Source organism: Winogradskyella schleiferi (genome assembly GCF_013394655.1).
In the GTDB taxonomy this organism is placed as follows: domain Bacteria; phylum Bacteroidota; class Bacteroidia; order Flavobacteriales; family Flavobacteriaceae; genus Winogradskyella; species Winogradskyella schleiferi.
Window position 1 is genome coordinate 2,424,698 of sequence record NZ_CP053351.1, and the last position, 12,930, is coordinate 2,437,627.

At 35.5% G+C, this 12,930-nt stretch carries 10 protein-coding genes; 5 read left to right on the forward strand and 5 right to left on the reverse strand.

What is annotated here, in order from left to right:
- Window positions 1-25 precede the first annotated feature (25 nt).
- Entirely contained in the window at window positions 26-1,954 is a 1,929-nt protein-coding gene (locus tag HM990_RS10490) for a transglutaminase-like domain-containing protein (RefSeq protein WP_178988892.1), read from the forward strand.
- Between the two features lie 17 nt (window positions 1,955-1,971).
- On the forward strand, window positions 1,972-4,146 hold the full coding sequence (locus HM990_RS10495) for a hypothetical protein (RefSeq protein WP_178988893.1): 2,175 nt from the start codon (window positions 1,972-1,974) through the stop codon (window positions 4,144-4,146).
- A 126-nt stretch (window positions 4,147-4,272) separates the two neighbouring features.
- On the opposite strand, the gene HM990_RS10500 is transcribed toward HM990_RS10495, so the two are convergent.
- The 4 genes from HM990_RS10500 to HM990_RS10515 all read right to left on the reverse strand — a co-directional run bounded on the left by HM990_RS10500 (window position 4,273) and on the right by HM990_RS10515 (window position 8,253).
- Window positions 4,273-4,842 (reverse strand): class I SAM-dependent methyltransferase, encoded by a 570-nt coding sequence (locus tag HM990_RS10500; protein ID WP_178988894.1) that lies wholly within the window; start codon window positions 4,840-4,842, stop codon window positions 4,273-4,275.
- Window positions 4,843-4,903: 61 nt separating this feature from the next.
- On the reverse strand, window positions 4,904-6,598 hold the full coding sequence (locus HM990_RS10505; RefSeq protein ID WP_178991956.1) for a sodium:solute symporter family protein: 1,695 nt from the start codon (window positions 6,596-6,598) through the stop codon (window positions 4,904-4,906).
- 19 nt (window positions 6,599-6,617) lie between these two features.
- Window positions 6,618-6,875 carry a DUF4212 domain-containing protein gene (locus HM990_RS10510; protein ID WP_178988895.1) on the reverse strand — a complete coding sequence of 86 codons (258 nt, stop codon included), beginning with the start codon at window positions 6,873-6,875 and terminating at the stop codon, window positions 6,618-6,620.
- Window positions 6,853-8,253, reverse strand: a complete 1,401-nt coding sequence (locus HM990_RS10515) for an alanine/glycine:cation symporter family protein (RefSeq protein ID WP_178988896.1) — start codon at window positions 8,251-8,253, stop codon at window positions 6,853-6,855. Before HM990_RS10515 ends, HM990_RS10510 begins: the two co-directional genes overlap by 23 nt.
- A gap of 469 nt (window positions 8,254-8,722) precedes the next feature.
- On the opposite strand from HM990_RS10515, the gene HM990_RS10520 reads away from it, so the two are divergent.
- From HM990_RS10520 to HM990_RS10530, 3 genes are all read left to right on the forward strand, one after another.
- On the forward strand, window positions 8,723-9,445 hold the full coding sequence (locus HM990_RS10520) for an SDR family NAD(P)-dependent oxidoreductase (RefSeq protein WP_449489502.1): 723 nt from the start codon (window positions 8,723-8,725) through the stop codon (window positions 9,443-9,445).
- Window positions 9,446-9,610: 165 nt separating this feature from the next.
- Window positions 9,611-11,509 carry a DEAD/DEAH box helicase gene (locus tag HM990_RS10525; RefSeq protein ID WP_178988897.1) on the forward strand — a complete coding sequence of 633 codons (1,899 nt, stop codon included), beginning with the start codon at window positions 9,611-9,613 and terminating at the stop codon, window positions 11,507-11,509.
- Between the two features lie 251 nt (window positions 11,510-11,760).
- Complete coding sequence (locus tag HM990_RS10530) at window positions 11,761-12,558, forward strand: carboxypeptidase-like regulatory domain-containing protein (protein ID WP_178988898.1); 798 nt, start codon at window positions 11,761-11,763, stop codon at window positions 12,556-12,558.
- An 8-nt stretch (window positions 12,559-12,566) separates the two neighbouring features.
- On the opposite strand, the gene HM990_RS10535 is transcribed toward HM990_RS10530, so the two are convergent.
- On the reverse strand, window positions 12,567-12,929 hold the full coding sequence (locus tag HM990_RS10535) for a VOC family protein (RefSeq protein ID WP_178988899.1): 363 nt from the start codon (window positions 12,927-12,929) through the stop codon (window positions 12,567-12,569).
- Window position 12,930: the final 1 nt, after the last annotated feature.

The window sequence follows — 12,930 nt, forward strand, 5'->3', positions numbered from 1 at the left end:
TATTGCCTGTCTTACACAAATCTAGATGACAAAATATTTACTCACAGCTATATTCACTATAGCATTTCTGACCACTTCTCTTGGTCAACGAAAAATAGAACCTGATGCTTACGATATTGCCAAAGCAAAACAACTAAAAAAAACATTTGACCATAAAGACGACGAGATTGCACTCGAAGAAAGTATAGACTATGTGACTTTCGATTTTGACAACCGCAACCAAAAAGTAACGGTCAGTCATGATTTAAAAGAGAAAATGATCAACATGATTTCTCGTGCAGATATCCAAAAGTATTCTTTTTATAATGACCAATCCACCATCGAAGAATTCGAAATCTTATACAAAAACAACAAAAATGCTAGTTTTCGTATTAAAGATGAGGCTTCTGTAAGTAGCGATTTATTTCATGTCGATTCAAGAGTGAAATTCACACACGTTGACTTCCCCTTACAAGGTTACCGTTACGGCACGCATATTTTAAAGTCCTACAAAGACATTAAATATTTTACAAAATTGTATTTCAATGATGACTATCCGATTGAAAAAAAGGTAATTTCTGTTGAAATTCCAGATTGGTTAAATCTCGAATTAAAAGAACTGAATTTTGAAGGTTATGACATTGAAAAAACGATACAACCAAACACAAGGAACAAATCTAAAATTCACATCTATACTTTGAAAAATGTGCCTGCAATGCGCCAGGTTTCCAATGCTCCTGGACCGACTTACGTTTATCCGCATTTATTGGTCTTGGCAAAATCATATACTATAAAAGACGAAACCACGCCTATTTTCGATTCTACCCAAGATCTCTACAATTGGTATATATCATTGGTAAATAGTTTGGAAAATGACAATACAGACCTAAAATCCAAAGTCGCAGAATTGACCAAAGATGCCAAAACGGACGAAGAAAAAATAAAGAACATCTATTATTGGGTTCAGGACAATATTAGATATATTGCTTTTGAAGATGGTATCGCCGGATTTAAACCAGACGAAGCCGCCAACGTTTTCAACAAAAGATATGGCGATTGCAAAGGTATGGCAAATCTCACCAAGCAAATGCTGATAGAAGCTGGCTTTGATGCGCGACTCACATGGATAGGCACCAAGCGTATCGCTTATGATTATTCCACACCAAATTTATCGGTTGACAATCATATGATTTGTTCGCTTTTTAAAGATGATGACATCATCTTTTTAGATGGTACAGAAAAGTTTAATGCCTTTGGAGAATATGCAGATCGCATACAAGGCAAGCAAGTTTTAATTGAGGATGACGATGCCTTTATTTTGAAACACGTGCCAACAAGCGATGCCGTATTTAATAAGGAATATCATAATTACCAACTGACTTTAGACGATGAAACCCTAACTGGTAAAGTTGAAAAAGAATTTAATGGCGAAAGCCGATCTAATCTTCTGTATTACATTGACCAATCGAAAACAGATAAAAAGGACGAGTTCTTGGAATCTTATTTAAGCAGAGCAGACAGCAACAGAAAGGTCAGTAACATTACAACGTCCGATTTGTCCAACAGAGAACTTAACGTCACTATTTCTCACGATCTTGAAGTAAAAAATGCCGTTTCAACATTTGATAATTCCATATACATTGATCTCGATTTAGATAAAGAATTCAACGGTTACGAATTAAAGGAACGTGATGTAGATTTTATATTCAGCTCAAAAAAATACTTGGAATCTACCACTGAATTACAAATACCAAATGGATATTCAGTTACACATGTTCCGAAAAACATTAAGGTTTCAAGTGATAATTATGATTTATCTGTGAGTTTCGAAACTGAAAATAACATCTTGACTTACAAAAAATTATTCGAGATTAAAAATGCAAAAATCGAAACTAATGATTTTGAAGAATGGAATACATTCATAAAAGATCTCAACACCATCTATCAAGAACAAATTATCCTGACAAAAGACTAACAACTAGCAATTAACACATGAAAACCAAAACACTAAACGCTTTACTATTATTTTTTACATTTACCATTTTTTCACAATCCAAAGAGGAATTAGCCGCAAGAGACTTTTTCTGGGGAGCCACTGATGCTTATAAAACGGTTACTGAAGTTCCAGAAAAATGGGCCAATGAATCTGCTGTCATATTATATAAAAACGAAAATTACGATTTCCACAAGTTTGGAAAAAATGTGACTTATACAAGTTCTATAAGACAACGTATAAAACTGTTGGATAAGGCTTCCGTAGAAGAATTTTCTGAATTTGTGTTTAAAAAGCGCTTCAGATCAGATAAAGGGCGTTACACCTATTTGCAAAAAGGAAATAATTACGTTGGTGTAAAAATCGTAAAACCAGACGGGAGCGAAGTAGAAATTGATGTAGAGGAAGAATCAGTTGAAGTCGATGGCGAAACTAAACTTGCGATTTCGAACTTAGAAATCGGAGACATTATAGATTATTATTTTTATCGTTTAGAGCCTTTTAAAACCACCTATGCTTTTGGGTTCGATCCTGTGGAAACGTACTTAGGTGAAGAATACCCTGTGGTAGATTTTAAATTGTTTTTTGAGACTGAAAATGATTTTTTTATCAATTTTAATTCATTTAACGGCGCACCTCAACTGACCGAAATTCCAACCGAAAAACGAAACATGAGACGTTATGAACTTATCGATTCAGATATAGAAAAGATTCAATCGACACGATGGTCTTACCCACTTCTAGAGTTACCGTCATATAAATTTCAAGTTTATTTTGCGAGATCTGGAAAGTTCGAAGATAGAGCGATGGCCTTTCTCCCAGAGAATGAAGAAAAAATCAAAACATCGGTTTCAAAAGAGGAAGTTTTAGAACTTTACGCTAAACGTTTTACACCTTTTGGTAACCTTGGAGATATTGAAAGATATTTCAAAAACAAAACCTTTAAGAATGATAGTGAAAAAGTAATAGAGGGCTATTACTTTATGAGGCATTATTACCTAACACGCTTCGTGGAAGCCATAATAGTAAAGGATGCAGAAATTTTATACAATCCATTTGAGTTTTATGGAATGCCTGTTTTTATTGAAAATCAAAAGCAATTTGTTCGACACTTTACAGCATTTTTATTCGAGCAAGATATAAAATACGAAATTATAGTCGCAAAAAAACGTTATGACGGTCCTATTGATGATTTATTGATTGAAAAAAACTTAAATGCCCTAGTTAAAGTAAAAACCAACCCTCCTATTTATGCTGACCACTTTAGCGTACATACTAATATTAACGAATTTTCGCCTTTAATTGAAGATACAGATGTTTATGAACTATATCCAACAAAAAAGAAAAATAAAATTGATGTCATAAAAAAAGGAAAATTACCTGTATCAACACATTTAGACAATGAAACAAAAAAGGATATTACGTTCAGTCTTAATGATGATTTTTCGGGTATTAACTTAAGCGCTGTAACCAATTATAAAGGGCATTCCAAAAAAGACGAACAATTAGATCGCTTAATGTTCATGGACTACGTAACGGAAGATTATGCAAAGTATGAAACCCAACCTTGGATTGAATTAGTTAAACGTAAAAAAAATAGGGAACGCTATAAAAAGGAACTCGCAGCTGTTGTTGAAAAAATTAAGGTCAAACAGAAGGAACGCTTTGAAAAAAGCGCAAAAGCTGAATTTCAAGTTGGCGATATTGAGGACTATACCTTTGAAATAAAAGATACAGGTCGTTACGCTTTCGATTCATATTTCACATTTACAGAAAGTTTTGAAGCCAAGAATTCATTGATAAAAAAAGCAGGTCCCAACTATATTATTGAAATAGGAAAATTAATTGGTGGGCAAATTGATATTGAAGAAAAAGAACATGAGCGTACTACAAACATAAATACAGCAAGCGCAAGAAGTTACAATTACAACATCACCTTTAATATTCCCGATGGCTATACAGTTGCTGGCTTGGATAAATTAAATAAATCTGTAGATAATGAAACTGGCGCTTTTATCAGCACAGCTGTACTTGAAGACAATCGACTGGTTGTAAATACTACAAAACAATATAAAAACAATTTTGAGCCAAAAAGTAATTGGAGTAAAATGATTGCGTTTTTAGATGAAGCGAATCAATTTACCAATGAGAAAATTTTGTTGAAGAAGAAATAAATCACGCTTCATATATTATGACCTCTTGTGATTCTTTGAAAAATCGCAAGAGGTTTTTTATTTATTTTTTACTAAGGTTCGATTAAATATTTTGTTTTTACTCAAAGTCTTGGTTCTATTGGGTCCTTAGTGTTTAGTTTTATTAATTACTATCATTCTATAATTCGACTCAGATTTATGTCCATTATCCTCAAAGATATATTTGAATCCTTTCTCCACAATGTGGTGGACTTTTTCTTCAAATCCAATGGTGTCTTTTAGAATTTGGACTTTTTTTCCTGTGTCCTGAATACAGAAAATGACTAAACATCCTTTTCTGATTTGGGATATTATTTTTTTGATAAATTCAGTTTCTTTTATTCGGTCATTCTTTTCGAAATGAAACATACTATCGAGTAACACATAATCATATTCTTTAAAATTTTCAAACTTGAATATATCGGCAATTACACCATTTAAGGCCAAATTTTCATCCCTCGCAATTTGGTTCATTTGTTCAATTCCAACTTTCGAGCTGTCAATTCCGGTTACGTCAAATCCAATTCGAGCTAATGGAATGGAATCCCGTCCCTGTCCGCAACCTAAATCCAAAACTTTTCCATTTTTTGGATATTTATTAAAAAATTCTATCAGTTTTGGGTATGGTTCTCCAAACAGGTTTTCGGTCCGATAATATTTGTCATAAATTAAAGTCATTTCGCTTTTTTACATCGAACTTATTTAGATAGCACCAACTCGTTCAAGATTTTTAATAGTTTCAATGATCAACAGCCTCACCAGCTCCACTAGGAATTCTAATTTTTTCCACCAACTCCTGAACATCTTGAGGAGGCGCTTTTGTAAATTTCATTATCGTTATTGAAACTATAAAATTGAATAGCATTGCTATAGTCCCAAAACCTTCGGGCGAAATCCCGAACCACCAATCGGCTTTTTCTCCACCTCCAAACCAGCCAAACTTAAATTTAGTCATATAAAACAACATGGCAGATATGCCGACAACCATCCCAGCTATGGCACCTTCTTTATTCATTTTTTTATAAAATATGCCTAAAATAATAGCCGGAAAGAATGATGCAGCAGCCAGACCGAAAGCTAAAGCTACAGTCGCTGCGACAAAACCTGGCGGATTAATACCAAAATAACCAGCGACACAAACGGCTATAACTGCTGATAAACGCGCCGCAATTAATTCGCCATTTTCTGAAATATTAGGATTTATCATTTTCTTGATTAAATCGTGAGAAACTGATGAGGAAATAACCAATAGCAGACCAGCTGCAGTAGATAGTGCTGCTGCTAATGCACCTGCAGCCACTAAAGCAATAACCCAATTTGGGAGATGGGCAATTTCTGGATTTGCCAATACCATAATGTCATTGTCTACCACCAATTCATTTTTAGATGTATTCGCTACATATTGAATGATGCCATCATTATTTTTATCTGTAAATGTTATTAATCCAGTAGTTTCCCATTTCTTAAACCATATTGGCATTTCTTCATACGGTTGATTTGATACAGTTTCAATCATATTTGTTCTAGCAAAAACAGAAACTGCTGGTGCTGTGGAATATAAAATTACAATAAGCAATAAAGCTAATCCTGCAGATTTCCTAGCATCCTTAACCCGTTTTACGGTAAAGAATCGTACGATGACATGCGGTAATCCTGCAGTTCCTACCATTAAAGCCAACGTGATAGCGAAAATATCCATCGTAGATTTTGAACCTTCTGTATATTCCGTAAAACCAAGATCAGTACTTAATCCATCGAGTTTATCCAATAAATAAGTTCCTGAGCCATCAGATAATGTGCTACCAAATCCCAATTGTGGAATCGGGTTACCTGTCATTTGAATGGATATAAAAATCGCTGGTACCATAAAAGCAAATATGAGTACACAATATTGCGCCACTTGCGTATATGTAATGCCTTTCATTCCACCCAAAACAGCATAAAACAACACGATAATCATTCCTATAATCACACCAGTATTAATATCAACTTCCAAAAAGCGTGAAAATACCAGTCCAACACCTCGCATTTGCCCTGCGACATAGGTAAACGATACAATGAGCGCACAAATTACGCCAACTAAACGTGCCGTATTCGAATAATACCGATCACCAATAAAATCGGGAACCGTAAACTTTCCAAATTTTCGCAAATAGGGCGCCAAGAGTAATGCCAAAAGCACATAGCCGCCTGTCCAACCCATTAAATATACGGCACCATCATAACCGGCAAAAGAAATAATTCCAGCCATAGAAATAAAAGAGGCAGCACTCATCCAATCTGCAGCAGTTGCCATTCCGTTTGCTAAAGGAGAAACACCTCCACCAGCGACATAAAATTCTTTGGTGGAACCAGCTCTAGACCAAATCGCAATACCTATATAAAGTGTAAATGTGATGCCGACTAAAATATAAGTCCAAGTTTGAACATCCATTTCGGCTATAAGTAATAATCTATTCATCATAGCCATATTTTTTGTCGAGATTATTCATCAACTTCACATACACAAAAATGAGGACAACAAATACATACATTGAACCTTGTTGCGCAAACCAAAATCCTAATTTAAAGCCTCCGATTTTAATGGAGTTTAATTCATCTTTAAACAAAATTCCAGCACCATATGAAACTGTGAACCAAATGAGCAGAAGAATTAAAACATACTTTATATTTTCGCGCCAATAGGCTTTAGGATTTGCTTTTGGTTTCATTATCACTTTGTTTTAGTCGTTTGGCATAACTTTTTAATTCTTCAATTACTTTTGGTGCTAAAAGAATGGTCGCAATCATTGTAGGAATAGCCATCAAGGCAAATACGCCATCTATGAGATTAATCATCATGCTTAAACTCGTAGTTGCTCCAATAAGAATGCTTACAATATAGAAATAATTATAATAGTGTTTTTTATCGTCACCAAAAAGAAAGGACATACACTTTGTACCATAATACGAATAAGAAAACAATGAGCTCAAACTAAAAACTGCAATACAAATTAGCAATAAATACTTGCCATAGTTTGGCATCACATCTGCGAAAGCCGAAGCCGTAAGGCTTACTCCATTATCTGAAGTGGTTTCCCAAACACCAGTAACCAAAATTGCCAGAGCTGTTAGCGTACAAACAATAAGGGTGTCGATGGCTGGCCCAAGCATAGCGACCAGACCTTCACGAATTGGTTCATCTGTTTTTGCTGCGCCATGTGCCATTGGCGCTGTACCAATTCCAGCTTCATTTGAGAACGCTCCACGCTTAATACCATGAAGAATCAATGCGCCCAAAACACCTCCTAAAAACGTATCGTCCTTAGGATAATAGTTAGCGGCAAAAGCATCCGAAAAAATCAGTTTAAGATAATAGACCAACATATCGCTATGTGCCACCAAGATAATAATGACCAACACAAAGTATAGAGCGACCATACTTGGGACTAATCGTGAGGCCACAGACCCAATCCTTTTGATACCTCCTAAAATAACTAAAGCCGTAATACTTATTAGAACAAAACCAATAATAAGGTTAGATTTCAATCCAACTTCCACACCATTCGGAATTAATAAAATATCATTTAATGCTTGTGTGAGCTGATTCACATTAAAAACGGGAAGTGCTCCTATAAGTCCACATAAACTAAAAAAAACAGCCAATGGTTCCCAAGATTTTCCTAAGCCTTCTATAATAAAATACATTGGACCACCTTGAATTTCGCCTGCACTATCTTGACCTCTAAACATAATGGCTAAAGTAGATGTAAAGAATTTTGTGGACATGCCTACTACAGCACTAATCCACATCCAAAAAACCGCTCCAGGACCACCAATTGAAATGGCGACTGCAACTCCTGCAATATTTCCCATACCTACCGTTGCAGACAAAGCCGTCGTTAACGCTTGAAAATGAGAAATCTGACCAGGATCATTAGGATCATCAAATTTTCCTCGAAGCACGTTTACAGCATGACCTAAATATCGAAACGGTAAAAAATGTGAACGAATTAATAAATATAAGCCGCCACCAATCAATAAAATAAGCAAAGGCAAACCCCAAGCTAAGGACGAAAAATCGCTAAGAAGTTGGTTCAAAAATTCCATAGATTATAAATGTAGTAAACCGTTTTAATTTATGCCGAAATGTTTACGATTAATTTGAGATTAGGATATTGAAGGGATGATTTCTAATTTGGGAACTACTAACTTTGGTTTTCCAATAATATGAATTAACACAACCAAAATGGTAGTACTATTTTTAGGCTTTATTTTCAAAATCAAATGGCAATTTCGAAACCGTAAGCAAACAATATTATAAAAAAACATAATTGATACTCCATTATAATAATTACCAAAAACTTTGAAAACAAAAATTACTCAAACCTTCTATAGTTCACTAACTTAAACACTTTATTATCTTATATTTATAAGAACAATAGTTCACCATCAATGAAAACAAGTATTAATAATACAAATATCGACACTATTAAGAGATCAACACCATGAAAACCAACAGGAATTAACTGGTAAAAACGTACTCATCACAGCTGGAGCTCGAGGTATTGGTGAATCAATCACCAAACACTTTATTGATAGCGGAGCCAACGTTGCCATTCACTATTTTTCTAGTGCTGATACCGCAAATGAATTAACAGAATATGTAAAGCGTAAAGAACAAAAAGCGGTTGCTATAAGTGGTCACCTAACCAAAGAAGCTGATGCAAATGGCATGGTAGAAAAAACTGTAGAAGTTCTTTGCGGTTTAGACATACTAATTTACAATGCAGGTTCCTTGGTTGCTCGGAAAATGCTGAGTGAAATGGAAGCTGATTTCTGGCATAATGTAATGGACATCAACCTTACGTCCATGATGTTTGTGACAAGAGCCGCAGCGCCTTATTTAGCAAAAAATGACAACAGTAGTATTGTAAATTTGGCTTCACTTGCTGGACGTAAAGGTGGTCATCCAGGATCATTAGTGTACTCAACTAGCAAAGGTGCTATTCTAACCTTTACACGAGCGCTCTCTACAGAATTGGGAGCACAAGGTGTACGGGTAAATGCTGTCGCACCAGGTCTTATCCTTGGGACTTCGTTTCACAATACACATACTACCATAGAATCAGCAGCAGCAACAACGGCTGGAATTCCAATCCAACGTGCAGGAAATGCTGCAGACGTCGCAAGAGCAGGTATGTATCTCACCTCCGAATATGATGGCTTTATTACTGGTGCTACATTCGACATCAATGGCGGTGTTTACAATAGGTTCTTCGTCTATAAAAACAAAAATTGATTATCCAATTAATTAACGTATCTTTGCAGCTTGAAAAAATCCACAGTTAGGATTTAGTAAATTCCTCAGAGTGAGGATGTGTTACCTAGAAGTTTAAGTGTTTAGTATGTCGATTCGCTTCTTTTGTAACACCAAAAGCACTTAATCGAATACATAACTCAAAGAATGAGCACATTCCAAGAACTCGGTCTTAATGAAGACCTTTTACACGCTATTACGGATTTAGGTTTTGAAAGCCCTAGTGAAGTCCAAGAAAAAGCCATCCCAATTTTATTAGAAGAAGACAAAGACTTAGTCGCTTTGGCACAAACTGGTACTGGGAAAACCGCAGCCTTCGGCTTTCCGATGTTGCAAAAAATAGATATCGATAGCAGAACCACACAAGGTCTCATCTTATCGCCTACTCGTGAACTTTGCTTGCAAATCACCAACGAATTAAAGCTTTATGGTAAATACTGCAAAGGTTTAAATGTGACTGCTATTTATGGTGGTGCGAGTATATCTGACCAAGCCAGATCTGTAAAACGTGGCGCACAAATCATTGTGGCGACTCCTGGTCGTATGAAAGATATGATTAAACGTAACATGGTTGATATTTCTAAAATACAATACGCTGTTTTAGATGAAGCCGATGAAATGTTGAACATGGGCTTCTTTGAAGACATTACAGACATCTTATCGCATACTCCCGAAGATAAAAGCACATGGCTATTCTCTGCAACGATGCCAAAAGAAGTATCAGTTATCGCCAAAAAATTCATGTATGATCCTACGGAAATTACGGTAGGAAACAAAAATGAAAGTACAAGTAACGTATCCCATGAGTATTATTTAGTTAATGCAAGAGATCGTTATCAAGCTTTAAAACGTTTGTCTGATGCCAATCCAGATATTTTTTCTGTGATTTTCTGTCGTACAAAACGTGATACGCAAAAGGTGGCCGAAAATTTAATTGAAGATGGTTACTCTGCTGGAGCCTTACATGGCGATTTAAGTCAGAACCAACGCGATTTGGTCATGAAATCTTTTAGAAATCAGCAAATACAAATGTTGGTAGCCACAGACGTTGCTGCTCGTGGTATTGATGTCGATGATATTACACACGTTATTAATTATCAATTACCAGATGAAGCGGAAATTTACACACACCGTTCTGGTAGAACGGGACGTGCTGGCAAAACAGGCATCTCAATGGTTATTGTTTCCAAAAGTGAGGTTAGAAAGATTAAAAGTATAGAGCGCATTATTAAAAAGCAGTTCGAAAAGAAAGAAATTCCTTCTGCAAGTGATATTGTTGAAGTTCAATTAATGTCTTTAGCCAATAAAATCCATACCACAGAAACCAACCATGAAATTGATAAGCATCTTGAAAGTATCAATGAATTATTTGTAGATACTGACAAGGAAGAATTAATCAAAAAGTTCTTTTCAGTAGAATTTAACCGTTTCTTTAATTATTATCAAAAATCAAAAGATTTAAGTGTGGTTGAATCCCGCGGAAGTGATAGAGATGGTGGACGCGATTACAGCAAACAATCTAACGATTCACGTTATTTTATAAATGTTGGTAGTAAAGATGGTTTTGATTGGATGAAGTTGAAAGATTTCTTAAAAGAACAATTAGAATTGGGACGTGATGACGTTTTTAAGGTTGATGTAAAAGATAGCTTTTCATTCTTTAATACTGAAAAATCCTTGCAGGAAAAAGTATTGGCATTCTTTACGGACTTTAAACATGAAGGTCGTTTTGTAAATGTTGAAGTCAGTGAAGATAAAGGCAGAAGTCGTGGTGGTCGAAGTGGCGGAAGAAGTCGTGGAGGCAACGATAGACGATCTGGCGGTAAAAGTCGCAGAAGAGATGACAAACCAAGAGGAGAAAGACGCTCTAGTGGCCGACGCTCTGAAGGAGCTCCTGGAAACCGCAGTGATAGACGCAGCAGAAGATCGGACGATTCAGGAAGTGACCGAAGCGATAGAAAATTCAATGATTCCAGAGGCGATAGACGCCCAGAATCAAGTGGATCTGGTTCGGATAGACCTAGACGTTCTAGAAGACGAGATTAAACTGTTAAACAAGCAGTAAATTCCAATAAATAAAATAACAAATTCCAAGACTTGAGGCGATACTTTAGGTTTTGGAATTTTTCATTTAAAGACTGTTACAACTAGTAAACTCTAACTAATTAATTAAAGACCTAAGACTGAAGACTGAAGACTGAAGACCGAATACTCTAAAAGTTAATATTTAGTCAAAAACAAACCTGCCATATGTTAAATCCGTTTTGTTTATTACCTTTACCTCGTAACACAAGTACATGCGCCATTTATTAATCTTATTGTTATGTTTAACTACAGTAAATAGCTATAGTCAAGACAGTACAAACACAAAAACACCTACCACAGTTAAAGGAACGCTAGTTAGCGCTTCAACTGATCTTCCTTTGAGTCAAGCTAATATTGTAAATATCAATCAAGTTGTCGGAACTGCGACAAATGATGAAGGTGAATTTGAAATTAAAGCTAAAGTCAACGACACATTACACTTATCCTATTTAGGTTACAAATCCATTAGAGTTAGAGTGACCAATGACTGGTTAAAATTTGGAGATACCGAAATCCAAATGACAGAATTAGCTTTAGCACTAGAAGAAGTGACTGTAAAGCAACTGAGATTAACAGGCTATTTAGAAGTTGACATGGAACAAATTCCGGTAACTTCTAACAACCGTTATCGAATTTCCGGTTTACCAGGTCAAGCTTATGAAGCTGGAAAACCCAATATTGCTACCAAAGTTTTGGGTGCTATTTTCAATCCTGCAGATTTCTTGTATAATATGTTTGGCAGAAAGCCCAATGAGATGCACAAGCTAAAGAAAATGAAGGAAGATGATGAGATTAGAAATCAATTAGCCAAGCGTTTTGATAGAGAAATGTTGCTCGTTTTACTTCAAGTCACCAAATACGATTTAGACGAAATAGTCAATCAATGTAACTATTCAAAAGATTTTATAAACACGGCAAACGATCTTCAGATATTGGATGCCATAAGTGAATGTTACGAAGAATATAAAGTCATTAATCGTAGTAAGGATCGAAAGAGTAAGAAGAACTAATCTTAATTTTAGGATTTAGAGTGCAATGCGATTCTATTCCCTTCAGAATCTATAAATACGCCCATAAAACCATGTTCATCTGAGATTTTGGTTTTCTTTTGATAGATTTTTCCTCCAGCGGCTACTACGTTATCTAATTCATTTTGAACATCATCTGACATAAAATAGACCAAAGTGCCTTTTTCACTCGGCTCGTAAGTTTCTTGCTTAATGAGCGTTCCTGTGGCTCCATAAGCTCCATTATTATCTGGAAACCAACCCATTTTCATTCCACCAAAATTCACATCTCTAATTTCAACTTTAAAAACAGTTTCATAAAATTGCTTTGCACGATCCATATCGTTTACAAGAATTTCAAACCATCCTACCATA